Consider the following 26,073-nt stretch of genomic DNA (forward strand, 5'->3'; position numbering starts at 1 on the left):
ATAATGCCTCCTAATTTTTAATGGCCTTAGGATCGTATACGCCGATATCATCGATGAATAATTGACCGCAGAATGCTTGACCGGTAGTTGAACTCATTCCAATCTTAGCATATGCAAAGGTTGCGGTCGCATTGGCATGGACAGCAATCCCCATTTCCGTCCCACTCTCGGCGTTTAGTCCCGATGGCACGTCGATTGATAATATCTTTGCGTTACTACCATTAATGCTTTTAATGATTTGCTGGTAGTTACCAGTTACGAACCGGGAAAGACCAATTCCAAAAATGGCATCGATGATGACCGTGTATGAGTCCCAATCAGAAATGCCACCTTGAATAATGTTTACGCCGTAGTGCTTGGCAAACTCGAGCTGTTGGGTTCTTTCAATTGTTGCATGGTTAGGATCACCCACTAATAGTACATCTACTTGAGCTCCCCGAACTTGAAGTAATCGGGAAATAGCTAATCCATCACCACCGTTATTTCCAGATCCAGCAACGACTAATACGCGGCTTAAATTCCAGTTTAACCGCACTAGATTATCGACACTTTTGAGGGCAGCTCGTTCCATCAATACTAATGACGGAATACCAACTTCACGCATTGTGTATAAGTCAAATGCTTTGGCCTCACTAACGGAAATTGTTTTCAAAATTACACATCCTTTATCACTTAATACTTTATTAATATTATTAAACAAATTAAAAATTAAATAAAGCGACTCGTGTTATAATTTTAATAATAATGAAAGTTGGAAGGTTGATTTAATGAGCGAATACATTCCAGAAAACATGCGCGAAGTTAAACACGCGTTAATTGACTTTGAAGATGAGGGCAAGCAGGTGGATCCCGATCAGTTCATTGCTAAAACGGTTGAAAGTTTATTTCAAGTGTATTTAGATGAAGCTGAAGAAGGGCATTACGATACTGCAAGACTAGTTCAACCGGACTTATTTCAAGTGTTCGATTTATCAAATCAGGTGATTCATGAAGAACGTTCAACTGCTGCCAGCTTTGTGGACGATTTCAAGAATGATTCGGAAAAGTTATTGATGCACCTAGGGGACGTCGCCTACGATGTTGCGGCCCAGTAAAAAGGTTGGTGGAATTTCCACCAACCTTTTTACTTTAAGACGGGTAATTCAACACTGGCTTGTTCAATTACATGGCCCTTCATTTGATGTCGCAGCTCGTTTAACCAAAATCCATCTTGTAATGGAAGTTTGGTGTCTAGGGCATAGATGGTAAGGGTGTAATCATGGTCACAATTAGGTGGGGTTGGCCCCAAATAACGTTGACTGATTACTGGATCTAGTGGTCCAGCTAGCGGACCGGCGGTACTATTATTTCCGTGCACTAACCCGATTGAGTCGTTATGGCTAGCGTTTTCCGGAATTAAGGTTGTTTTAGGGTCGATGTTACAAGCGACCCAATGAATGTACGCAAATCCACAGACTGGAATTGAATCCCAATCTAGCATCACTAATGATAGTGATTGAGTATTTTCGGGAACGTTATTAATTTCAATTGGAAATGAAATAAATGGCACGTTACCAATCTTTTGGTCGGGGGCGGCATGTTTGGTATATTGATCCCCCAAGTGGCCGTTGGTTAGTGGAACGTTAATATTCATAATAGACATCTCCTTTCTTAATTAATTATTATACGCTCCCATTTAAATGTTAAATATTAAAGTCTTTCTTAACGATAACAATAAAATGCTATTTATCCCTGTTTTAATTCAGAGTTTTATTATATAATACTAGTCAGACAGTACTAATGATACTGAAAATAAGCGTTACATAAGGTAGGTAATTAAATTTATGAACTTTTTTATGAACTCAAGCTTTAACGCTAAAAATTCAGGAATCGAACATGCTCAATTAAAAAGAGCTTTTCTTTTCCGTAAGAATAAGGAAGCTTACAAGCTAGTCTTCCGTGAATGGAATCCACTTCTCCATTTCCACTTAAATAACGTGGGAATTCATGATGATGAAATCTTAAATCTTTTTGATTTCTTCCAGGAAGCTGAAGATGTTAAGGAAAAGGCAGTTAGACCAGAAGATCTCGACTTTGGGGTTTCTGATTTAACTTACCAAAATGATGATGAACACAACCGGGTAATTGTATTTAAGGACAAATTAATCATTGCTCGTGTTAACTGCTTTGGTAAGGACATTACCGATGACAAGCGGGTTCAATCAGTAGAACTTTTTGATGGATTTGCTAACTTATACCGGGTTGATTTCTACGATTACCGTGGATTCAAGTCAATGGTTCAATGGTATACTCCAGATAACAAGATTGCTACTGAAACTTGGTACAGTGTTGACGGCCGTCCAGTTGTTGAAGACTACTACCGTTTAAACGCACAAGGTAAGATGGACAAGTCTGGTTGGAAGACCATCGACAGAAAGGGGACTGTTCGTCAATATGATACAATTGACGGCGTACTCTTGGAATTCTTGAATGCTAATAACCACAAGTACCTTCGTAAGACTAAGCCAAACATCTTTATCATGGACCGTTCTGACTTATACGAAGAATTATTACCTGAATTACGTGAACCTGCATACACTGTATTGCATCTTCATAACTCACATGCTGGGGATGCTCAAAAACCAAACACTTCCATCATGAACAACAACTACGAATACAGTTTAACTGACGCTAACAGATATGATGCCATCATTTCTGCTACTCATAAACAAACTGAAGACGTTGAATACCGGTTTGCACCTAAGGCCGCAATGTTCACGATTCCAGTTGGGGTTATTCCTGATAAGCACTTTGATGAACCACGGGTTCCAATGAAGGACCGTAAGTTCGGTAGTGTGATTGCCACTGCCCGGATCGCTCCTGAAAAGCAATTGGACAAGGTGATTCGGGCTGCCGGAATTGCTCGTAAGACGGTTCCGGAAGTTACAGTTGACCTTTATGGATACATTGACCACTCAAACGATGATATTGCTATGAAGCGGATTAATGAAGCCATTAAGGACTACCACATGGAAGATGCCGTTCACATTCACAGTTACGTTAACAACGTATCCATCGTTCAAAAGAACGCTCAAATCTACGGATTAGCATCAGTCATGGAAGGATTTAACTTGGCCATGATGGAAGCTCAATCCGAAGGTGATGTTGGTATCACTTACGATGTTAACTATGGTCCTAACGAATTAGTTGTGGACAATGAAAATGGTTACATTGTTGATTATGGTGACTACAAGAAGATGGGTCAATACATGACTGACCTATTTACCAATCCTGATCAATTACAAAAGATGTCTGATGAAGCCTATGAACTTTCAAAGCGTTACTCAGAAACTAACGTTTGGAAGGCATGGAAGGAATTATTAGACGATGCTGCTAAGAAGTGGAAGCACAAGATGGCAGTATGGAACCCTGATATTGAAAAGGGTCTTGAAAAACTAGATTAAGGAGCGGCTGAATAGATATGACTAAAACGTTTTTATTTGTAAACGAAAACATTTTTACATTCAATTCCGGAACTGAATTTTCCGCAATGAATCGTCAAAAATTATTTAAGGAAAACAAGCGAAGTTCAAAGATTGTTACTCGTAACTACAACCAAGGACTTCATCAAGAAATTGAAAAGTACGGTTTGGATAGCGATGACGTACTAAACATGTATGATTACTTCCAAAACGTTACTGATGTTCCCCACAAGCATGCCTTCTTACGTTACTCTGACATGGTTGACAAGAACGAATACAAGATTGATGGGGTTGACAATAACAAGTCATACATCGAACAAAAGGGTAAGGTTGTTGCACAAGTAAACATCTTCCCACTTACTGTTGGTGAAATCGGAACGGTTGATTACTACGACCGTTTTGGTAACACTAGTAGTCGGGATGTTTGGGATGGTCGCGGATTCCGTTCCAAGACCCAATACCTTCATCCAGATGGTCAAGTAGGACACGAAATTCTATTTGATTACAAAGGAAATGCAGTGATGGAAATCACTCATATGAACATCAACGGCCAAGTGCACCCAACGATGTTCAAGTTATTAAACTACAAGGGTCACAATCGTCGTTTTAACACTGAAGATGAATTATTCGAATTCTTCTTAAATGAAATTTCTGATCCTAAGACGACCGTATTAATTAACGATCGTCCTACATTAACTGAAGTTGTTGCACGGGTTAAGAATGTGGCTGCTAGATACCAATTCTTACACAATGAACAAACAACTGATGCTAACTTAGCTGGTAGTGCTAAGGGTAAGTTATACCCAATCTTGGAAACTTTATTCCACAAGCACTTACCTGATTACGATGGTTTAATCGTCTCAACTCCACAACAACGGGACGACTTAAGCCGTCTCTTCCCAGAAATCAAGACTTATGCAATCTTTGATACTGCATTATTTAATGATCAAGAAGAGAAGATTCGTGAATCACTTAGTGATGATCGTGACAACAACGTTGTTTATGTTGGTCGGATTTTCCACGATAAACACATTGATCAATTACTACAAATCGTTAGTTTTGCTAAAAACAGAGTTCCAAACATCCACTTGGATGTTGTTGGTTACTTCGAATCAGAAGAATACCGTCAAGAACTATTGGAATTAGCTAAAAAGTTAGGGCTTGAAACTAACGTTGACTTCAAGGGTTACCTTGTTGGTAAGGACAAGGAAGCTGTTTTAAGCCAAGCTAAGGTAATGGTTCAAACTTCATTTGGTGAAGGTTTGAGTATGTCATTAGTAAACGGTCTAGAATATGGTCTTGCTGAAGTAGCATACGATGTTAACTACGGTCCTAGAAATATCATTGATAATGATGTTAATGGTTATCTAATTCCTGCTGGTAACGTTCGTGAAGCTGCTAGTCATATTGATGACATTTTATTAGATAACAAGTTATTTAAGAAATTAAGTAATGGTTCACTAGTTAAGGCTAAGGAATTCAGTTCTGAAAATGTTAATAAGCAATGGGATCAAATTGATAAATAATTGATTCTACAAAAAATCCTGTGAATTTTATAATTCACAGGATTTTTTTATTTAACAAAGTTAAGAACGTAGTAACCTTGTCCATCTGATGTAATTGTGTAGTTACTGTAACCGGCTTGAATCCAACTGGATTGAGTAGCTTTAGCCCAACTAGTGGCATCAGCAACCGAACTAAACTGCCGTGGAGAACTGAATGAGTTTCCGTTTACGGGTTGTTTAGGTGGTTCATTGCTATTTTGATTAGCATTGGTTTTTTGATGGTTACTGGTTGCGCTAGATTGGTTAGCTTTTTTATTTGAGCTACTGCTGTTTTTAGTACTGGAACTGCTGCTACTAGCCTTACTGCTCGAACTAACTAGCGATGATTGAGCGGCTTGATTGCCACTACTGTGACCGGAAGTTAGGAGTTTAATCCCACCAACGAGCAGGCCGATTACGATTACTAGTCCAAGAATCCAAGGCCATACCTTAAAGTTTTTGGGGTCTGGATTTGGATTGGGTTGTTTAGCCCCCTTATTAAAGTCATAGCGTTTTACTCGTGACTGCGGATCTTGATTGTTCAAATAGAATCCCTCCAAAAGTTAATGCTACCTTTAGCATTAATTAACATTATACCAAAAAGCCAGCCCCAATGCATATTTTTGACATTTGGGCTGGCTTTTGGATTATTAATTAATTTGTGGGATCAAAGAAATGGTAGAGGTCCTGTTTAGTGAGAGCTTGCTTTTCTGCTCCCCGCACATCCGCTTCGATTTGCCCCTGGTTCAATACGAGCAATCGGTTTCCGTATTTTAAAGCGTCATCTAAGTGGTGGGTAATCATCAGGCAGGTTAGCTGTTGTTCCTTAATCGTGCGATTAGTTAGCGTCATTAGCTCACTGGATGTATTTGGATCAAGAGCGGCCGTATGCTCATCTAACAGAAGCATTTCAGGTCGCTTGATCGTTGCCATCAAAAAGCTGAGGGTTTGACGCTGACCACCCGATAGATTCCCCGTAGGAGTGTCTAAACGGTCGCTAAGGTGATTATGCAACTGACTGGTGATTTGTTTATACTTACCCATTTCGCGGCGGAGGTGACGGGGCTTTAAGAACCGTTTTTCACCTCGTTTTTCAGCGAGGAGCAGGTTTTCAGCGACTGTCATTCTAGGTGCTGTTCCTAATTTCGGATCCTGGAAGACCCGACTGAGGAATTGGGTCCGCTTTTCAACAGATGTTTTGGTAATGTCCTTACCGTTCAACAGCAATTGACCAGAAGTAATTGGTAAATTACCACCAATCACGTTGAAAAAGGTGGATTTTCCAGCTCCATTAGAACCTAGAATCGTAATGAAGTCGCCTGGGTAAATATCTATTGAAACGTGGTCCAGGATGTTTAAAGGCTGGCCCCCGTTTGGATGAACCGTTTTAACAACGTCTTTTAGTTGGAAGAGTGGTTTATTCATTTCGATCTAACCCCCGTTTCAAAATGTGCATAAGGTTGAACTTATCCTTAAAGGCAGGCAGGCTCATGCATAGTGCTAGAATAATGGATGAAATTAAGTTCAAGTCGTTTGCATTAAAGCCGAGTTGAAGCACAATTAGTAGTACGAAGCGATAGAGAATACTACCTAGCGTAACCGCTACTAACCGTTGGTTCATAGTTAGGTTACCAAACACAACTTCACCAATAATGATTGAAGCTAGGGCAACAACGATAATTCCGATTCCCATATTTACGTCGGAATACCCGTTATTTTGGGCAACGAGGGCACCACCTAAAGCAATTACACCATTCGATACGCTTACGCCCAGGCACTTCATTGTATCGGTATTGATACCAAGTGATTGTGCCATGTTTTCGTTATCACCAGTAGCAATGAAGGCTTGTCCTAAGTCGGTCTGGAGGAAGTAAATCACGGCAACGGTAACGATTGTAATCACAATCAGTCCCAAAAAAACACTGTTAAAGTAGTTAGGAAGGCCTTGGAAAATCTTAGCATTCAATAGGTTGCCCTTACCCAATAGCGATAGGTTCGCTGCCCCCATGATGCGGAGGTTAACTGAATAAGCAGCGGTCATCACTAGAATTCCTGACAGCAGGACTGGAATCTTAGCCTTAGTGTAGAGAAGTCCAGTAATTAACCCTGCGATTGCACCTCCGACAAATGCGCAGAGGGTGGCTACGATTGGAGAGTAACCATGGGTAATCATGGCAGCAGCAATGGCTGCTCCCATAGGGAAGGTTCCTTCGACCGTCATATCAGGGAAATCTAAAATTCTAAAGGTTAGAAACAATCCGATTCCAAGCACTCCCCAGAGGAGCCCTTGCCCGATAGCAGATACAATTAAACTCATTTGATAACCTCTCCCTTCGTTTCAGCTTCCTTCATAATGGCGGCTGGAATCTTAATGTTGAGTTTCTTAGCTTGTTTAACGTTAACAATCATCTTACCCTGTTGGAACTTCTTAACTGGAGTGGTAGCAGGATTTTCACCCCGTAAAATTTTGGCAGTCATCTTACCAATTGTGACTCCCATCTGGAATTGATCAACCCCATAAGTAGCGATTCCACCGGATTTAACCATGAAGTCAACCGATGGGAAGACTGGAACGTTAGCCTTATCGGCGTTTGCAACTAAGGTATCCATGGCAGCGGCAATCGTATTATCATTAGGCACGTATACGGCCTGGACCTGGGTTACCATTTGGCTAGAAACCTGATTTAAATCGTTTGAATTAGCAATCGTATATGTTTTTAAATTAATGCCCTCTTTTTTACATAGCTTGGCAAACTGCTTAGCTTGGGAAGTCGAGGATGGATCGCTGGATGTATAAATGATCCCAAGCGTCTTTAGTTTGGGCATGAAGGCCTTGATGACGTTCAATTGCTTTTGAAGGGGGGATCCATTGGAAACCCCGGTAATATGACCACCAGGGTGCTTTAGGTTTGACACCAATCCCGCTCCGACTGGATCGGTAATGGCCCCCAAAATAACGGGGTTATTGTGAATCGTACTAGCTAATGCCTGTGCAGATGGGGTGGTAATCCCAATTGAAGCGGTGGCGTTTTCGTTCGCAAACTTAGTACTCATTGTCTTTAGGTTACTCTGGTCATTTTGCGCATTTTGATAGTCAATCTTAATGTTTTTACCAGGATGATAACCGCTATCTTTAAGCCCCTGGATAATCCCGTGATGGATAGCATCAAGAGAAGGGTGGGTCATTAATTGTAAGATTCCTAAAGTGGGGACCTTTGAATTGTTGGCGGTGTTAGTAGCGTTCTTTTCTTGAAAGAAGGCGAACCCTAAGAATACAACCAGAATCGCGATTAGTGCGTACATTCGTTTCATAATCAATCTCCTTAAATTAAATTAAACGCTAGTAATTGGCAAACAAAAAGGCGAAACACTTAGACAGTCCTAAGCATTTCGCCTTAATTGGTTCAGCTTTGGCCGGTTAAGTATTGTCCGAACAAGCTGATTGTTTCCTTTTAGAAGAAAGAGCCGGTCCAGATACGCCTTTGGATGTTAAAGAAAGCCGTATCTGATCAAAGATAACGACTTATGACCGGTTTTGCCAACGAATTGAGATAGCAAGTAACTTATGGTTATTCATTGGTTCTTTCTCCTTTCTACGTTTAAGATTAATTTTATTTTAATATATCCATTAATTACTTGTCAAGCACAAAAAAACGATTAGCAATCAGCTAACCGTTTTTTTGTTGATGTTAAATTATTTTAAATCACCATCGACCGTATCATTTACTTCTTTTGCTTTATCTAAATCATCATCAGTTTGGAAACTGTAACTGGAAATTCCCCAGTAGTAGAAGACCAATGCAACTACAATAATCACGATGAAGTCTAGTGGGTAAGGAAGGAATCCAATCCCATTGAAGTCGTGACTACCTAGGTATGATACTAATGATAAGAATACCAAGTAGACAATCATCCAGAGTGCAGAGATAAACTGCTTTCTAGTTTCCTTCCATTGGTTTTTCCATTCAAAGTAGAAGTAGAATGGAAGTCCCAATAGAATTACTAAGATAACTTGAACAGTAGTAGGCCACTTTGCCCAGTAAGTAGCTAAACTAGCCATTACGAATGCAAATGGTGCCATGAAGTTTAATAGTTTCAACCGAATTGGTCGAGTAAAGTTCGGCGCAATTCTTCTTAGGGTTGAAACGGTAACGGGCCCAGTAAGGTAAGCAATTAACGTAGAAGTTGAAATAACACTAGCAAGGGTAGCCCAACTTCTAAAGGATGCCACTAACAAGACAGAGATGATTAAATTGGCAACCATCGCAACTCGTGGAACCCCCCAACGCTTATTAATCTTACCTAAGAATTTAGGCATATGTTCGTTGGTAACCATTGCGGCTAATGTCCGACTGGTTTGAGCAACGAATGAAACTCCAGTTCCGAATGGTGATACGAATGCATCAGCATATAGCATCACAGTTAACCAGTATAGGTTAAGCCCCATTGCAATATCTGCGAAAGGCGAATTGAAGTTAACACCGTGCCAACCATGGGCAAGGTTAGATGGTTCAATTGAACCAATAAATGTAAATTGAAGTAATACATAAATAATAGTACTAATTCCGAGTGAAATTACGATTCCCCGTGAAATGTTCTTCTTAGGATTTTCAATTTCACGTCCCATATTGATAACCACTTGAAAGGCGTTATAGGAGAAGATGATCCCAGAAGCAGTCGTAGCTGCAAAAATGGAAGCACTTCCGTATGGCATGAAGCCACCTAACGCAGGGTTATTGAAGTCTTGGGGGGTAAACCCAGAGACTAATAACATAATAATGGTAATAATTGGAACCCCTAGCTTAAAAATTGAAATAAAACTAGTAAAGTTCGCTAATAAATTAACAGACCAATAATTCAAGAGGGTAAATACCAAGATGAATAAGAAGACGATTAATAGTCCTTCATTAGTAATTTCTCCATTGCTTAAAAACCCTCTGGTCCAGTTTGCCCATGACCAAGGCCATGAACTCATGTATTGAACCGCGGCAACGGCTTCAATTGGAATTAAAGTAACAAGGGATACCCAGTTTGCCCATGCTGCAATGAACCCTAGCAAGGATCCATGTGAGTATTGAGCATACTTACTCATTCCACCACTTTCTGGGAACATCGTACCTAATTCAACGTAGTTAAATGCGATTGAACCAATCACGATTGCCCCAATTACCCAGGAAATAATGGCTGCTGGACCGGCAACTCGAGAAGCCTCCCAAGAACCAAACAACCATCCTGAACCAATAATGGAACTTAAACCTAACATTACAATCTGAAATAAACCAATTTTTCTTTTACTATTTTCTTTTGACATAGTTCTCCTTTCACGGTCTTTAAGTATTTTATCAAATATAATAATAATTGCAAATGCAAAAAATCAGCATTGGCGGGATGTTAAGCGTTTTCATCGGGTTAACCAATACTGATTTCACAATCTTAAAAAAAGCTAAATTAAATTATTGAGCATATGAATTGCGATATTATAACGGATATCTTTAAAGTGCAGGTAGGTAATGCTTAGGACCCACCCAATTGCTGAGTAAAAGATCCAGTTTAAGTCAAATTCGGTAGTGTGCATGTAACCAAATATTCCTCCACAGACCAACACCCCAATCGTTTTAGATAGGCGGCCATTGGTGAGCTTAAAGAAGTAGTTAAAGAAAATTCCCCTAAAAATAACCTCTTCAAAGATGGGGGCAATGATTCCAGCGTAGAGGTAGTTCACTAAAAACAGTTTCTTAATGCTAGCTTCCACTAGCTTCTGGTTATTCGGCTCGGAGATGACCTTAGCGTTTAATAGCACTTGCCAGAGGCCTTGAATTAACACGAGGGCACCGATTAATAAAAGTAATTGGCCAGCTGCTTTACCGTTGAACTTATGGCGCGCAAAGTGAAATGGATTATGGGCCTGCAGTTGCTTACGGTATCGCCAAATTGTAAAACTGAGCACAAAAGCAGTTACCACAATGCCGACAAATAACCATTCTGTAGCGGCAATTTTTGATAGTCCACTAGGCATTAATAAAATCAGTCCCAACGAAATTTGATAAATAACGAGGAACCCAACCCATTTTAGAATATCACGAAGCTTGATTTTGAGGTATTCAAATCCTTTTTTCATATTAATACTCCTACTTAGTTTCACATAGTTGAATCAGATTATGGTCCGGATCATATACTGAAACGGCATTCATTTGACCATTACTCCCGTGAATTTCTACCGGACCGACTACGACGTCGACACCGTAATTCGCTAGGTGGTTAATAACGTAGTCGAGGGAGTCCTTCACAATTAGGGAGATACTACTAGCTCCTGGCGTTGGGGCATGAATTCCCTCTTTGGTAGCTATAGTTTCGGTTACAAAGATTACTTTTTGATGGCTAATTTGAATTGCAAGGTGATCAGCATCCATACTGATGATGGGGAGATCAAACACCTCGTGGTAAAAACGCATGGTTTGTTCTAAGTTAGTAACGACAATTGTTAGATGGTCAATATCTTTGATTTTCATTTTAATTTCCCTTCATATTTAATTAGATTAACAAAAACATTATAACATAGTGAAAAATCTTAAATTGGTGGTAATAGGTCGCTCAAACGTATACAATATAATAAGACGTGTTGTGCGAAAATAAATAAGGAGTGAAAAGTTTTGGCATTACTTGATGTTCAGGATTTGAGCATGAGTTTTGCTGACAAAACCCTCTATGAAGATGCTAACTTCCAACTCAATAAGGGAGAGCACATGGGAATTGTTGGTCAAAACGGAGTGGGAAAGAGTACACTGATTAAGATTATTACCGGCGTAGAACTCCCATTGACGGGCTCAATTAAGTGGCAAAAGGGGGTTAGCATTGGTTATTTAGATCAATACGCTGACATTCCAGACGGGATGACTTTAATTCAGTTCCTCCATACTGCATATAAGGACCTTTACGACATGGATAGTCGGATGGCCGAATTATATGAGGAATACGCTACTAAGATGGATGATAAGCTACTGGAAAAAGCAGGACGAATTCAAGAACAGCTGGAATCCCACGGCTTTTATGATATCCAGACTAAAATTGAGCAGGTAATTACTGGACTGGGTCTTGACGACGTTGGTAGGGACCAACCAGTCGCTAAGATGAGTGGTGGACAACGTTCTAAGATTATTCTTGCGAAGTTAATTCTGGAAAGTCCAGAGGTAATCCTATTGGATGAACCAACTAACTACCTCGATACTGCTCATATTGACTGGTTAGTTGACTACTTAAATCATTTCTCCGGATCCTTCATTGTAATCTCACATGATTACGACTTCTTGGAACGGGTAACTAACTGTATTTTAAACGTTGCCTTTGGGCAGATTCATAAGTACCGGGGCAGCTTTAAACAGGCGATGCGACAAAAGGATGAACGTGAGAAAGCTCAGGAAAAGGCCTATGAGAAACAACAGGTTGAAATTGAAAAGGCAAAGGCCTTCATTCGAAAGAATAAGGCTGGGAGCAAGTCTAAAATGGCGAAGTCCCGTGAAAAGCAACTTTCCCATATGGATATTGTGGATCCGCCTTCGGCTAATGAACATGCGAAGTTTGATTTTCCATACTTGGATACTGGTTCGCAAAATGCATTATCGGTTGACCACTTATCAGTTGGCTACACCAAACCCCTGCTAGAACCGGTTACATTTACCGTTACTACCGATCAAAAGATTGGTCTTCAAGGATTCAATGGGGTTGGAAAGTCGACGTTGATTAAGAGTATTCTAGGGAAAATCAAGCCCTTGGGTGGCGAAGCTGAATTTTCACCATCTGCAAAGGTCAATTACTTTAGCCAGGATTTGGTATGGAGTAATCCGCAAATGACCCCGATGCAAATTGTTCAAGACCGCTTTCCAAAGCTCGACCAACGTGAAATTCGGACCAAGCTCGCGAAGTGTGGAATTGGGCCTGATAATGTCACTAAGCCGATGAACGATTTATCTGGTGGGGAACAAACCAAGGTCAAGTTAGCGATGATGGAATTTGTTCCTAGTAACTTCTTAATTATGGATGAACCTACGAATCACTTGGATGATGAGACCAAAGATTCGCTCAAACGTGCCATTAATAAGTTCCCGGGAAATGCAATTATCGTTAGTCACGAATCGTCATTTTACGACCACCTAATTGATAAGGTGATTGATGTTGAAAAACTAAGTTTGAGAGCGCAACCAAAGTAGTTCAACGTGCCGAAATGGATTATCCATTGCGGCACTTGTTATTTTATAAGGAGTTAATAATAATCACAATGAAACTAAAACCATATTTATATACGACAACGGTATTAGCAACCCTTGCAGCCACGGGGGCATTTAGTCGGATTGCCAATGCCGATGTCACCAGTGCCGCAACTGCAACAACGCAAACCACATCCACTAATAATCAGCCGACTGCTGCAAATGCCACAGTGACAACTGATTTAACTGCTACTACCGCTACCAAGGACGCTACTACCTTAGTACAAACTGCTAAATCAACAAAGTCGGCTGAAGCGATAGCCACTAATAAAAGCAGTTCAGTTGTCCAGAGTACGAGTAGGGCTAGCGTAGCGAGTTCCGCATCTGCTGACGTTTCTACAACGAGTGTCGTTAGTCCCATCGTTGGGAAGAATACTAGTTACTCCAGTGCTAGTGTTAATGTGAATAGTCAAACCATCAGTACAATGGAAAGTTTTGCTGCTAAGTATCCAGACATCGTAGATCCCACTTTTAATCAAAATTTTCATTTTAATACTTCCGACGGCTATTCAAATGATATTCAATCAATGATGCCCCATTACGCTAATGATGGCTCGATCAAGTATTGGGATATTTACTACTTAGCTCAACCACTTGCAAAGCATCAGGGAGTGCAATACGAATGGAAGCACATGGTAACGACTGATTTTAAAACCTTCCAAGATTTTGATACCTCAAACAGATTTAGCATCAATAACGTGGCAATTCCGGATAAGTACTACGTTAATAGTATTGATAACTCCCCATTTCAGGTCTCCGATACTAATAAGACTGGAATTCCGTGGGGAGCTGCCGCATCAGGGACCGTTATTAATAACAATGGTTTGTTGAAGGTTGATCAATTTGGAAACGCCATTGATTCAGATGCAAAGTTAGCATACTTTACTAACTTTACCAATGGTCAGAGCATCTACCTAGCATATAGTAATAAAGACGGTCAATTTCATCCATACAGCATGAAACCAGTGATGAATCCCAAGACGATTAGTGGCTTAGAGGATAAGACCGACTTTCGGGATCCGTACGTAATGCAGACTAAGGCGGGGGGGTTTGTTGCCTATGTTGCCGGGGGCTTGGACGACCGGATGTACGTATTAACCAGTATTGATGGGGTTAACTGGACTTATCAACCCCAATATACGATTGATTTAACTGGGTACCATGTTTCAGAAATGCCAGTAGTGAAAACATTGAATGGTCAGCCAATGATGTTCTTCATTGCTGGAAGTAAGGACTATACTGGGAACCAAAGTGGGAGTTATGTGATTACCGGTTCATTTAATACCGACGGGGTGTTTACCAAAACCCCTGAATCAAAGGTTACGAAGATGGATGATGGTTTTGATAATTTCGCTGCAAACTACGCTAGTCTCAGTGCGAATAAGTTAGTTTCAATGGCTTGGCTAGGGAACTGGACCTACTCACCGAACCTCTTTAACTACAATGATATAAACCACTTTGGTAGTTACACGTTAGCTAGAACCATTACCTATAAAAACGGGAATTTCTTGGTAGATCCAATTGAACCCACTTCCAAATTAGTTGGTAACTATAACTTAAAAGCAAAGAGTACGTTTGCGGTTGGAACTGATAATAAGGTTGCGTTGAACTTCAATGGAGATCAAACGGTTAAGTTAACTAGGCAGGATGGAACAAATAACAACGTTACCATTAAAACCGCCGGGAACACACTAACGATTACTCGTTCGTGGAACATGAATAGCTCCATGAACAAGACCACCACTATCAATGTTGGAAAAGCTACTAAGCAGGCCATTCTCTACGTTGATAATAGTTCGATTGAGCTATACCTTCCAGAAGTTCATAAGATGTATACGTTACTAACGTTTAGCTACAAACAAAATAGTGGTTACAACATGACGTTAGCTAATCGGGCCACGGTCAGCTACTCAACCTTTAATTTTAATACGCAAACCGTTACCGCTGAAAACATTAAAACGACCTTGGCGACCGCTAAGCAACAGTCGCAAAAGCGGGTTAGTGATTCGGTAAGCGAATTTAAGGGTGACTGGAAGCAACAAATGAGCCGAGCTGATTATAAGCAGGCCGTGCAATCCATTCAAAAGCAGTCTAAAGCAGCCCTTAGTGCCCTGAAGTCAGCTAGCACCATGAACGCTTTGATTAAGGCTGAAAATAGCTTTAATACCTGGTTGAATAAATTATCAACCCAGGTGGCTAGCACCGTGAAAACCATCACGATTAAGAAGAACACGAAGATTTATACCGATTTGAATGGTGATAAATATAACCAAGCAACTAAGCGAACAAATAAAGTCGCTGTGAATAAAGTCGTTAATAGCAATGGTCAAATCTGGTATCAAGTGAAAATTAACAATCAAATTGGTTATATCCAAAAATAAAAAAAGTCGCCAATCGGCGACTTTTTTATTTATTAAAGGTGTCATTTTCAACTGAGCGAATAAAATCAGCAAGGTGTTTGTAGTAAACCGGTGCGTTATCAATCATGTGGTGATGACCACCTTCTGGCGTAGAGACAAATTGAGCATTTGGAATCATCTTGGCCATTCGTTTTCCAGTTTCAATTGGCATTGATTCATGTTCACCGAACGTTACTAGGGTTGGAACGTGGATATCCTTTAGATTATCGGTATTATGCCATTCACCTAGTTTACCAGTGATCACAAATTCATTATCACCTTGGAAGGCGTTGTAAATGGTGGTGTTGGCGGTACTGGTCAAATGGGCAATGGCAGGGGGCTGCTTTCTATCAATGTAGTCCCGGTTCAACTTATCAACATCGGCTTGGTAACGGTCATTATCGTAGTCGTTATTAGCTTCACATTCCTTCATGAAGGCTAATTCATCGGCTGAAAATTCACGTTCCCGAATTTGGTTTAGGTGGGTGGTGTAATCATCAATTTCATCAACCATCGATGAGATGATGGCACCCTTAAGGTGTTGACCAAAGTTTTGGGCGTAGAGTTGGACTAACAGACCGCCCCACGATTGACCGATTAAGTAGAACTTATCAATGCCTAATTTTTGGCGCACTTCATCCACCTCGTTTAAGAAGTAGTCGTAGGTTAAGACCTGCTTAGCAACTTCAGGGTCGTCAAAGTCAGGGGAGTCGGAGTACCACGAGCCGAGTTGGTCGTACATATGCACTTGAACGTCCAATCCCTGCTTCTTCAACTGTTCGGCAGTGTCTTCCCAATATTCATGGTTACCACCGGGGCCACCGTGAAGGGCGAGTAGGTGGATGGGCCCGGTGCCTGAGGTATGGGTCCAAAGGTGATATCCGTTATCTAAGGTAATAATCTTGGTTCCTGGTTTCATTGCAAAACCCCATTTCTAATTATTTGTTTATTATCTTACCACTTTTTAGGCTTTTTTGTTGAACAGGGGAACCGTCAACGATGATTGGTTGGTGTTTAAGTGGTAGGTAACCCCCATCGTGCCCCGAACCGTCATTGAAAGGTCGGTTGCATAGATCACCAGCCCCAGTTGTCGGCCTGCGGGAAGGTGGTAGAAGGTTGGCTGTAGCTCAAATGATAGGTCGTAGTATTGATTGGGCGTTAATTCGTTGACCCGGTAGCTATTTTGCCGATTTTGCATGTTGAGGTGGCCAATGGAAATCATCTTGAACGGACTAGGGTGGGCCTGCTTAGTAAATTCCCTTAAGCTATCCTGGGTCCACTGGAAACCAGCGTTGATCGCATTAAGGCCGATGGTTGAAGGACTGACGTTCAATCGGGTGGCTTCACCATAATCGATTAACATGGCGCTGACTAACCCGACGTTGTGGTCACTTGCGAGTGTTAGGTGGACCCCAACCTTACCATCAATGGTGATGTCATGGGCAAGGGGCTTGGTTTTAAAGATCAGGCGGGTCTGATCGATTGGCGAATCAGGGTTGTTTACCAAGTCGTTCAGCCATTCGTCGTACTGTCCGCTTGATTCATGCTTGGTGTATTCAGTCAGTTGTTCCTTTGTTAACTGATCAAAAAACGCTGGGGTAACGTGGTCGTAGGGATGTTCGATTTCGCTTTGGTCGTTTAAGTTGAGCGTCTTGATGGTCTGATCGGTCGCCCAATTATCAAGAGAGTGCCAGGTTTCTGGAGTGACATTATCTTGAATCGTTACTGGTGGAATCAAATCGTTCGCGTGGTTATCAACCGCAAGGAGTTTATTGGTCAACCAGAGGTTCATCATATCAGTGAAATCAAGCGAGCGAAAGTTATTGATGTAGATGTGTTGGCCCTGGTGGAGAAATAGCTTTGTCTCCACTGGGACGTCCTTGAGGGCCTGGTATAGATTTTCAACGTTACGGGGTTTGACGTTCCAATCGTTCAGTCCATGGACTAGTACCATGTCGGCTTTAATATTGCCAACGTCCTTAAGGTAGTTTCTGGCATCCCAAAATTGGTTATAGTTGCCGGTGAGCCGGTCTTGGTCGCGGGTAATGTCGGCCAATTGCTGTTCCCACTTTGCCTTGATGCGATGGTAATCACCAGCCCGTTGTTCACGACTAAAGGTTTCCTCTGCTAAAACGTCTGCATCCTCACCTTGAAAACCACCGGGTGCAACGACTAAACCATTTTCCCGGTAGTAGTCGTACCAACTAGAAATGGCTGCTTCTGAGATGCAGGTCTTAAGACCTGCGACACCAGTGGTGGCGGCTGCAGTTTGAAGGGTTCCAAGGTACGACCGCCCGGTCATTCCGATGTTATGGTTGGACCACCAGGCCTTTATTTTGATTTCACCATTGCGGTTCGTGAAGGCGTTTCGCTTGCCATCGAGCCATTCGATAATGGCGGTAGTGGAGAGCGTCTCCGCCCGGTCACCAGTGGTGCGGAGTCCATCTGAGTCCTTAGTGCCAATTCCAGCAGCGTACACGACCGCAAAGCCACGGGCTAAAAAGTAGTTATTGAGGGTGTATCCCCACCCGTTTTGGAAGTGTTCTTCAGCATGGCGGGCGGTTTTACCGTTGCCAATTCGCTTGGCGGGCAGGGCTTGTTGATCGGCAACCGCTTCAATATCCGAGTACTCTAGTTGGTTCGGGTCCTTATGGGCGATTGGCTGGTCAACGTTATGGGTCAGCTTTTCACCTGCGATGTCATTTGTCCCCTGGTCGTATGGACTAGCGGTAAATAGGGTGGGGACCTTCAGACCAGATTCGGTTTCAGCCGGGCGGATAACGTGAGCCATTAGCAGGTCGCGTTTTCCATCATGGTCAGTATCCAGATCGGATTCAACGTAGACAACTTCACGAATTAAAGCGGTGGTGTCGAATACGGGTTGGGTCTTACCATTAAAAATGAGGGGCGTTGCTAAGTCATTAAATTGAGCAAAGTAGCCATCCGCAGCCAGGGCGTCTAATAACGTCTGGCCAAACTTAGTATGGGTATTTAAAAGAAGGTACCATGCTTTTAATACCGTGGTAGAGTCAAATTCATCGGGAGCGTCCAGTAAGATTGGCAGGTTAAATTCAGCCCACTTAGTTAGTGGATCAGCCAGTGAAAAATCCTCATTAGTTTGAAATTGAAGGAGTTGGAAGGCGAGGTTGTAAAACTGCTGCTTGCTCACAGGCGCCTGACTTGCGAAGAACTCGTGGGCATCGGTATCAGCGTCAACCATGAAATCAGTCAATGCGATTTCTTTACTCTGGGCAGTGCGGTAGTTAACCAGTGCACGATTAACGAGATCGTGGAGTAATTCATTAGCAGCCAGGGATTGGTTTTCTTGATCTAAGAACCGAATTGTATGTAATTCTGATTTGATATCGGTGAGTTTGGTTGGGACGAAAGCAAATTGATGGTTTTTCATCTAAAAACCTCCTATGATTTGTTATAATTAAAATAGATATTAACAAGAATTATGAAATAAAAATGATAAAATGACAACAGAAAGGGTGGATAATTTATGAAAACTGAATTAGATGGTGGGGCCATTATATACCGAGTCGTGAATGGTCAACCAGAATACCTACTATTAAAGAGTGCCACTAGTGACTTTTGGGGCTTTCCCAAAGGTCACATCGAAGGGACTGAGAGCTACGAGGAAGCTGCGGTCCGCGAGGCAAAGGAAGAAACCAACTTAACCATCCAGTTGGATACGGGATTTAACCATAACTTGGATTACGATATGAATAACGGAAACCATAAGACGGTTAAATTCTTCGTCGCCGAGGTGCCAGATGATTCAGCAATCACCAGACAGGAAGTTGAAATTAGTAACTACGGCTGGTTTGCTTATCAAGCCGCCCGGGATCGATTAACATATGATAATTTAAGGGAATTACTTGACGCAGCAGAAAAATATTTAACTAAATCGTAGGTGGCGCAAATGAAAAAGATGGTGTTAGTAATTACCGGGGCAGCCGGGAGTGGTAAGACAACCCTTTGTAAATACATTTGTAATAAGTTCCACTTACCAAAGGTAGTTACGCATACCACGCGGGCTCCACGGACCGGGGAACAAAATGGGGTCGACTACTACTTTGAAACTGATGATAGTTTTGCCAAGCGGCATTTTTTGGAATCCGTTGATTATGCAGGGGCGCAGTATGGCTCCTCACTTGAGGGTTTAGAAGCCGCATGGAAAACGGCATCATTGGCTTGCATTGTATTAGATACCAAGGGTGCGATTGAATACCAACGACAGTTAGGATCACAAGTGATTACCATATACTTAACCGTAGATAACGGTAAAAATAGTGCGGCGTGTTTACGAAAACGAATGGAAGAACGCGGTGACGATCCTGAAAAGATTGCTAAGCGAATGCAAAGTGCTGAAAATCAACGGGATCAACAATTGCCCGCTGAACTTAAGAATCATGCGGTGGTAATCAAGAATGATGATTTAACGGTAGCTAAGCAACAGGTAGATACGTTTATGGACCAATTACGAGTTCAATTGAAAAGTTAGCAATCTTTAATGCTTACTTAACAAATCCTTTATAAATATTTGGTAGGATGTTACTTACTAACATGAAACATGATCGGGATGATTTAAAATGGATAAACGAACTCCGCCACTAATTACGCCCTTTGCAATTTTATCGATTGCGCTGGCGATGAGTGCGGTCAATATCGTAAATAATAAGGTTACCAATACTACTGAGGGAGCTCCGGTGCGTAGTTCTGCAGTCAGTGGCTTTAATAAAAATAGTACTAGTAGCAATAGCAACAGTAAGGATGAATCAAAGAAACGAGATTCATCCAGTAGTTCTGCTAGCAATAGCGATAGTAGTAAGGATTCCAGTAGTAGTAGTGATGAAAGCTCCAGTAGTAAAGACTCAAGTCGTAATAGCCAATCTAGTACTGATAATACAACTTCTGGAAGTAAGAACGAAAGCTCTGATAAGACCGCTAGTAGCAATGAAAATAGTGATAGCTCCAGTGCTGATAGTCAAAAAACAGCTTCCAGTAGTAGTAATGAAACTGATAATACCCAGTCATCAAGCAGTAGCGATGAAACCAATACTAATTAAGGAGGGGTAATTAATGTTTACATTCTTAGACGCAGTTAATCAATATCTGGGTTACATTAATTTTAGCCCCAAATTAAAAAATCGCATCTATACTTTAGTTGGTGGGGTCGCCACAGCCTATCTATTTTACGCTGGGACGCGTTTTATAATTAACGGAGTGGTTTTACAAGGAGCGCTCTTTTTAGCGGTGTCGTTATTCTTATTGTACTTTCTATTTTTGAACGTTGTTTACTATTTTACGGGGCATCGGGCACCTTTTGATATTTCGCCGAAGGTTGAAAAACTACTGCGAATCAAGCCACGTGAACCGCAAACGACGGCTTCAATTAAACCGGTCATTGACGACCTGCAAAATCCGCGGAAGATTCCAATGGATGGTTTTTACGATCCGAAGCACGTGTTACCTGCTAAGGTGGTTAGTAATCAAGGTGAGCTTAAAAATATTGACATAATTGCCCATGATATGCTGACAAATGCCTTGATGACCGATAACTATGCTGGATTGAGTGAGAAAGAACTTCTGAATTACCTTAGCCAAAGCCGTAAACCAGCATACGCGATTTGTGCGGGAGCATTAATCCCTCACTTTAGTTTAAAGTTGGAGGCTGGCCAATACGTGGCCTATGCCGGAATTAATCAGGCCCACTTATTGCGGGTGGGCGTCGTACAACGAGTGGGATTACAGTCGGTTAATAACATTAATCCTAACCGGGTCGAACTATTCGCAGCTTCAGCAATTATGGTTGGTGGGAACTTTAAAATTAACGGACGAGCTGGAACCGTTGACCAACAACAAGAATACCGAATCCAAATGCGCATTGCATTTAAAAACGAATAAAAAGCTTGCAGTCCAATTACGGATTGCAAGCTTTTTTGCGTTACTAAATAATTATTCTAAAACGTATTGATTAAAGCGCTTTAAATCATCAGCCGGCATCTCGACGGTTAATTTGGTACCATCATCTAGGTATTCGGTGTTTAACACGGTGGCTTGTTCATTGAGCTCTGAAACCACTTGCCCATCTTTGAATGGAATCAATAGGTCCTGGGTAACGTAGTTCTTGAAGACGGTCTCTTTAATTAATTCGACCAGGGCATCGATGGACTGATCATCCGTAGCAGACATGATTAAATTATTTCCTTCCCGAAAAGGATAGCGACTATCGGTAAGGTCAGCCTTGTTCATGATTGTAATCATAGGAATCTCTGGAACGCCGATTTCCTTTAGGGTCTGTTCGGTGGTATCCATCATTAATTGGCGGTCCGCATCGGAAAAGTCCACGACTTGAACTAGCAGATCAGCGTTAGCTGCTTCTGCTAGGGTGGAACGAAAGGCGCTAACTAGTTGGTGGGGTAACTTACTGACGAAACCAACCGTATCACTAGCTAGTAATTTTTTATTGTCCGGGAACACCAAGCGCCGCACGTTGGTATCCAAGGTGGCGAAGAGCATGTTTTTAACCATTACCTGCTTATTTTCGTCACCAAAGCGAGTCAGAAGCTGGTTCATAATGGTAGACTTACCAGCGTTAGTGTATCCAACTAGGGCAATCGTAGGAATTTGATTAGTTTCACGTTGCTTTCGTTGGGTCTGGTCGGATTTTTGAATTTGCTTTAATTCGTGCTTGATGTGCGAGATCTTGTCCTGGATGGTTCGCCGGTTTAATTCGTATTGTGATTCACCAGCCCCCCGACTGGTAAAGCCACCGCCACCGGCTCCGGTTTGTTGATCCAGCCGTTGACTAGCACTGGTGTGCAGACGGGGAAGCTGGTATTGGAGTTTGGCTAATTGGACCTGAAGCTTTGCTTCGTGGGTGCGGGCTCGGTTGGCAAAAATTTCTAGAATCAAACCAGTTCGGTCAATGATCTTAGAACTAGTTTGTTTTTCTAAGTTTCTGATTTGACTAGGGCTAAGTTCATCGTTTACCACGACGGTTTCGACACCGTCATCGGCTAATGCCGCCGCTAGTTCAGCAACTTTGCCCTTACCAAAGTAAGTAGCAGCATCCTTATGGTCTGTTTTTTGCACTAAACTTTCGACGACCTGCATGTTGTTTGCAACGGCGAGGTTATTTAATTCGGCCATTGAGTAATCAAAGTGCTGATCCTTGATGTTCAGGCCAATTGTAATTACTGGGGTTAACGTTTTTTCTTCGTTCATTCAAAGACTCCTAAAAATTAATATTATTAACTCTATTCTAAGCTAGGAACGCTGAAATTCCCAACTATTTAGCCCTAATTAGTCAGAATTGCTTTTAAAGTAAAATTACTTTAAGATTGGGTTACAAAATAATTGAAATGGGGCGTTTGAATATGAGTGACCGCATTAACGCTACCCGGGCCGCGATGAAGGCTGCGGGAGTGGATAGTTTAATTGTTACCAATGTTTTTAACTTGATTTACCTAGCTGGGTTCCATAGTTTGCCAGGGGACGGATGCCTTGTGATTACGCCAGATAAGGCGGTTTTGATTACCGATAGCCGCTACGAAACGGAAATGGCGGAAAAGTTAGCTGATTCTAGTGTGGAATTAGAAATTACAAGAAGTTACTACGATACTGCCGCTGCTGAACTAGCGGATCAATCTGGTAAGGTAGGCTTTGAAAGTTCGTTAAGTTTTGCTACATACGAGACCCTAAAAGAACTGTTCGGCAATCGCTTAGTTGCTGTTGATAATTTAATTGAGAAGCTCCGCTTTGTTAAGGACGCAGATGAAGTTGCAGCAGTTAAGAAGAGCTGTCAACTAGCTGATGAAGCCTATTCAGCCATGCTGCACTATGTCCATGCTGGGCTCACGGAACGGGATGTGGAACGCTTCTTATATGATTGGCTTACCGAACACGGAGCAAGTAAGCCTAGTTTTGATACCATTGTCGTTAGTGGCTATCGTTCAGCGCTACCGCACGGGGTAGCTTCCGATAAGGTAATTCAAGATGGGGAATTGGTAACGGTTGATTTTGGTTTCTACTACCATGACTACACATTCGACATGACAAGAACGTTTGCAGTGGGGGAACCAGGAAACGAATTAAGAAAGGCCTATGCAGTGGTTCAAGAGGCTCAGTCCAGGATGATTCAAGCAATGCACAGTGGGGCTGAAGCTGATGAAATTGATGCTGCCGCTCGTGACTATATTACAGAACAGGGCTATGGAGAATTATTTGGTCATGGCAGTGGTCATGGAATTGGATTAGATATTCACGAAGGACCATTAATGGGACCAACCAGGAAACAAAAGGTCTTCGACGGCTACGTTATGACCGCAGAACCTGGAATTTATTTACCAGGAAAGGGTGGCATTCGAATCGAAGATGACGTGTTGGTTAAGGGAAGTAGTTTTGAATTATTGACCCATAGCAATCGAGATTTAATTGTGATTAAATCAGTTTAAGAATCCTTAATTAATTATGATGTGATGAGGGATTTTAATTTTTCAATTTTTTATTAAAGCCCAATTTAGCTAGCAACTGTTGTTAAATCAACCTTTTAAATGGTTTTGTACAACCGATTTGAGTGGTTCATGTCACTTAGATTAAAATTAAATGTGAAAAAGTATTGATTTTTGCCTAAAATTAATTTATGATTATAAACACTTAAAGTTTTCAATAAACACCATCTATTTTTAATTACATACGGTGGTGTAAGGGGGAGTTTCATTTATGAAGTTAAAGACATTGGCTAAGGTCGGTAGTGTTACATTAGTTACCGCCCTCGGATTAGCTGCCTGTGGAAGCAGTAACAGCAGTTCTGAATCCGGAAGTACTAAGACGTTAAATTGGCAGGAATCTGCCAATTTACCTACGTTAGATCCATCTAAAGCAACTGATCATGTTAGTGCTGAAACGCTTAACAACAGTAATGAAGGATTACTAATGGTTGGTAGTGATAACAAGTTGGAACCAGGGGTTGCCAAGAGCTATTCCGTTTCTAAGGATGGGAAGACTTATACTTTCAACCTTCGGAAATCCAAGTGGAGTGACGGTTCTGAAGTAACCGCTAAGGACTTTGTTTATGGGATTCAAAGAACTGCTAATCCTAAGACAGCTTCACAGTATTCTTATTTGTTAGATCATGTTAAGAATTATGAAGCAATTTCTAAAAATAAAATGCCAGTTTCATCACTAGGGGTTAAAGCTGAAGGTAATTACAAGTTAGTAGTTACCCTTTCCAAGCCACAAAGTTACTTTAAGTACATTGTTGCTATGAACCCATTATTCCCACAATCAGAAAAGGCAGTTAAGAAGTACGGTTCTGCCTACGGGACTAAGAGTGCTGACCAAGTTTATAACGGACCATATAAGGTTACTGGTTGGACTGGAACTAACGATAAGTGGACCTTAACTCGAAACAAGGAATACTACAACAATAGTAAGACTAAGGTTGACAAGATTAACTTTATTGTTTCTAAGGATGCTGGGACAACATTGAATCAATATCAAGCTGGCAAGCTTGACGTTGCTACCCTTACTGGTAAGCAACAAGTTAATAACTTCAAGAACTCTCCTGAATTGCACAAATTACCTCAAGCTTCAACTTTCTATCTTGAAATGAATCAAAAGAAAGATCCAGTTCTTAAAAATGTTAACATCAGAAAAGCAATTTCATTAGCAATTGATCGTAAATCACTTACTAATGATGTCCTAGGTGATGGATCAATTCCTGCTAAGGGCTTTGTTCCTACTAAGTTAGCTTCACATGATGGTAAAGATTTTGCTGATGCTGCTGAAGATAGCAATGAAACTACAAATGATGTTTCATACAACCTTGCAGAAGCTAAGAAATACTGGGCAAAGGGACTTAAGGAAGTTGGTAAGAAGAGTGTAAGCTGGACCCTTCTTGCTGATGACACTCCAAATGGAACCAAGTCCACTGAAGCTATTCAAAGTAACCTTACTAAGTTACCTGGTTTGAAGATTACTAACCAAAACCTTCCATTTAAGACCCGCTTGGCTAACTCACAAAGTGGTAAGTTTGACTTAGTTGTTAGTGCATGGATTGGTGATTATCCTGACCCAGTTACGTTTATGCAATTAATGGAATCAAACAACGCTTACAACAATGGTCACTGGTCAAATGCTAAGTACGATGAATTGATGACTGCTGCTGAAGGTAAAGATGCTAATAACGTAAACAAGCGTTGGAACGATATGGTTAGTGCTGAAAAGGTATTAATGGATGACGCAGGAGTTGTACCACTTTACCAATCAGTTACACCACAAGTTCGGAAGGATAAGGTTAAGGGGCTTCAATACTCTAATACAGGTGCTAGTTATAACTTCCGTGACTTATATCTTAAATAACATTAATTATTAACATTAGTAAAAAGTAATATCC

23 protein-coding genes are annotated in these 26,073 nt (G+C 41.3%); 11 read left to right on the forward strand and 12 right to left on the reverse strand.

What is annotated here, in order from left to right:
• Window positions 1-10 precede the first annotated feature (10 nt).
• The gene (locus HZL42_RS02560; RefSeq protein WP_219054140.1) at window positions 11-652 is read right to left on the reverse strand and encodes an NAD(P)H-hydrate epimerase; all 642 of its coding nucleotides are present in this window, start codon (window positions 650-652) and stop codon (window positions 11-13) included.
• Between the two features lie 115 nt (window positions 653-767).
• On the opposite strand from HZL42_RS02560, the gene HZL42_RS02565 reads away from it, so the two are divergent.
• Window positions 768-1,094 (forward strand): hypothetical protein, encoded by a 327-nt coding sequence (locus HZL42_RS02565; protein ID WP_219054141.1) that lies wholly within the window; start codon window positions 768-770, stop codon window positions 1,092-1,094.
• 29 nt (window positions 1,095-1,123) lie between these two features.
• Here HZL42_RS02565 and HZL42_RS02570 read toward each other — a convergent pair whose 3' ends face one another.
• Window positions 1,124-1,633, reverse strand: a complete 510-nt coding sequence (locus HZL42_RS02570) for a YbhB/YbcL family Raf kinase inhibitor-like protein (protein ID WP_219054142.1) — start codon at window positions 1,631-1,633, stop codon at window positions 1,124-1,126.
• A 190-nt stretch (window positions 1,634-1,823) separates the two neighbouring features.
• Here HZL42_RS02570 and HZL42_RS02575 point away from each other — a divergent pair, with 190 nt between their 5' ends.
• Window positions 1,824-3,443: a glycosyltransferase gene (locus tag HZL42_RS02575; RefSeq protein ID WP_219054143.1), complete on the forward strand. Its 1,620-nt coding sequence runs from the start codon at window positions 1,824-1,826 to the stop codon at window positions 3,441-3,443.
• A 17-nt stretch (window positions 3,444-3,460) separates the two neighbouring features.
• Window positions 3,461-4,987 (forward strand): glycosyltransferase, encoded by a 1,527-nt coding sequence (locus HZL42_RS02580; protein WP_219054144.1) that lies wholly within the window; start codon window positions 3,461-3,463, stop codon window positions 4,985-4,987.
• Between the two features lie 47 nt (window positions 4,988-5,034).
• Here the strand turns inward: HZL42_RS02580 and HZL42_RS02585 are convergent, their stop codons facing one another.
• The 7 genes from HZL42_RS02585 to HZL42_RS02615 form a co-directional block, all read right to left on the reverse strand.
• Window positions 5,035-5,550 carry a hypothetical protein gene (locus HZL42_RS02585; RefSeq protein ID WP_219054145.1) on the reverse strand — a complete coding sequence of 172 codons (516 nt, stop codon included), beginning with the start codon at window positions 5,548-5,550 and terminating at the stop codon, window positions 5,035-5,037.
• A 109-nt stretch (window positions 5,551-5,659) separates the two neighbouring features.
• Entirely contained in the window at window positions 5,660-6,430 is a 771-nt protein-coding gene (locus HZL42_RS02590) for an ABC transporter ATP-binding protein (RefSeq protein WP_219054146.1), read from the reverse strand.
• Window positions 6,423-7,322 (reverse strand): ABC transporter permease, encoded by a 900-nt coding sequence (locus tag HZL42_RS02595; RefSeq protein WP_219054147.1) that lies wholly within the window; start codon window positions 7,320-7,322, stop codon window positions 6,423-6,425. Before HZL42_RS02595 ends, HZL42_RS02590 begins: the two co-directional genes overlap by 8 nt.
• A complete protein-coding gene (gene trpX, locus HZL42_RS02600) occupies window positions 7,319-8,317 on the reverse strand; it encodes a tryptophan ABC transporter substrate-binding protein (RefSeq protein ID WP_219054148.1) in 999 nt (332 codons plus the stop codon). Before trpX ends, HZL42_RS02595 begins: the two co-directional genes overlap by 4 nt.
• Window positions 8,318-8,699: 382 nt before the next feature.
• On the reverse strand, window positions 8,700-10,316 hold the full coding sequence (locus HZL42_RS02605) for an APC family permease (RefSeq protein ID WP_219054149.1): 1,617 nt from the start codon (window positions 10,314-10,316) through the stop codon (window positions 8,700-8,702).
• A gap of 132 nt (window positions 10,317-10,448) precedes the next feature.
• Window positions 10,449-11,123 (reverse strand): CPBP family intramembrane glutamic endopeptidase, encoded by a 675-nt coding sequence (locus HZL42_RS02610; protein ID WP_219054150.1) that lies wholly within the window; start codon window positions 11,121-11,123, stop codon window positions 10,449-10,451.
• A 10-nt stretch (window positions 11,124-11,133) separates the two neighbouring features.
• Window positions 11,134-11,514 (reverse strand): VOC family protein, encoded by a 381-nt coding sequence (locus tag HZL42_RS02615; RefSeq protein WP_219054151.1) that lies wholly within the window; start codon window positions 11,512-11,514, stop codon window positions 11,134-11,136.
• A 141-nt stretch (window positions 11,515-11,655) separates the two neighbouring features.
• Here HZL42_RS02615 and abc-f point away from each other — a divergent pair, with 141 nt between their 5' ends.
• Both abc-f and HZL42_RS02625 read left to right on the forward strand, forming a co-directional pair.
• A complete protein-coding gene (gene abc-f, locus HZL42_RS02620; protein ID WP_219054152.1) occupies window positions 11,656-13,209 on the forward strand; it encodes a ribosomal protection-like ABC-F family protein in 1,554 nt (517 codons plus the stop codon).
• Between the two features lie 68 nt (window positions 13,210-13,277).
• A complete protein-coding gene (locus tag HZL42_RS02625; RefSeq protein WP_219054153.1) occupies window positions 13,278-15,647 on the forward strand; it encodes a hypothetical protein in 2,370 nt (789 codons plus the stop codon).
• 25 nt (window positions 15,648-15,672) lie between these two features.
• Here HZL42_RS02625 and HZL42_RS02630 read toward each other — a convergent pair whose 3' ends face one another.
• Together HZL42_RS02630 and HZL42_RS02635 are read right to left on the reverse strand one after the other, a co-directional pair.
• Window positions 15,673-16,584, reverse strand: a complete 912-nt coding sequence (locus HZL42_RS02630) for a proline iminopeptidase-family hydrolase (RefSeq protein WP_219054154.1) — start codon at window positions 16,582-16,584, stop codon at window positions 15,673-15,675.
• A gap of 45 nt (window positions 16,585-16,629) precedes the next feature.
• Window positions 16,630-19,074, reverse strand: a complete 2,445-nt coding sequence (locus HZL42_RS02635) for a Xaa-Pro dipeptidyl-peptidase (protein ID WP_219054155.1) — start codon at window positions 19,072-19,074, stop codon at window positions 16,630-16,632.
• A gap of 96 nt (window positions 19,075-19,170) precedes the next feature.
• Here HZL42_RS02635 and HZL42_RS02640 point away from each other — a divergent pair, with 96 nt between their 5' ends.
• The 4 genes from HZL42_RS02640 to HZL42_RS02655 all read left to right on the forward strand — a co-directional run bounded on the left by HZL42_RS02640 (window position 19,171) and on the right by HZL42_RS02655 (window position 21,578).
• Complete coding sequence (locus HZL42_RS02640) at window positions 19,171-19,584, forward strand: bis(5'-nucleosyl)-tetraphosphatase (protein ID WP_219054156.1); 414 nt, start codon at window positions 19,171-19,173, stop codon at window positions 19,582-19,584.
• A 9-nt stretch (window positions 19,585-19,593) separates the two neighbouring features.
• Window positions 19,594-20,175, forward strand: a complete 582-nt coding sequence (locus HZL42_RS02645; RefSeq protein ID WP_219054157.1) for a guanylate kinase — start codon at window positions 19,594-19,596, stop codon at window positions 20,173-20,175.
• 88 nt (window positions 20,176-20,263) lie between these two features.
• A complete protein-coding gene (locus HZL42_RS02650; RefSeq protein ID WP_219054158.1) occupies window positions 20,264-20,740 on the forward strand; it encodes a hypothetical protein in 477 nt (158 codons plus the stop codon).
• A 13-nt stretch (window positions 20,741-20,753) separates the two neighbouring features.
• A complete protein-coding gene (locus HZL42_RS02655; protein WP_219054159.1) occupies window positions 20,754-21,578 on the forward strand; it encodes a DUF6681 family protein in 825 nt (274 codons plus the stop codon).
• Window positions 21,579-21,629: 51 nt separating this feature from the next.
• Here the strand turns inward: HZL42_RS02655 and hflX are convergent, their stop codons facing one another.
• Window positions 21,630-22,901 carry a GTPase HflX gene (hflX, locus tag HZL42_RS02660; protein WP_219054160.1) on the reverse strand — a complete coding sequence of 424 codons (1,272 nt, stop codon included), beginning with the start codon at window positions 22,899-22,901 and terminating at the stop codon, window positions 21,630-21,632.
• Between the two features lie 152 nt (window positions 22,902-23,053).
• Here hflX and HZL42_RS02665 point away from each other — a divergent pair, with 152 nt between their 5' ends.
• Window positions 23,054-24,130: a Xaa-Pro peptidase family protein gene (locus tag HZL42_RS02665; RefSeq protein WP_219054161.1), complete on the forward strand. Its 1,077-nt coding sequence runs from the start codon at window positions 23,054-23,056 to the stop codon at window positions 24,128-24,130.
• A 268-nt stretch (window positions 24,131-24,398) separates the two neighbouring features.
• The gene (locus HZL42_RS02670; protein ID WP_219054162.1) at window positions 24,399-26,039 is read left to right on the forward strand and encodes a peptide ABC transporter substrate-binding protein; all 1,641 of its coding nucleotides are present in this window, start codon (window positions 24,399-24,401) and stop codon (window positions 26,037-26,039) included.
• Window positions 26,040-26,073 lie beyond the last annotated feature (34 nt).

It is taken from the genome of Lactobacillus sp. Sy-1 (assembly GCF_019303535.1).
In the GTDB taxonomy this organism is placed as follows: domain Bacteria; phylum Bacillota; class Bacilli; order Lactobacillales; family Lactobacillaceae; genus Nicoliella.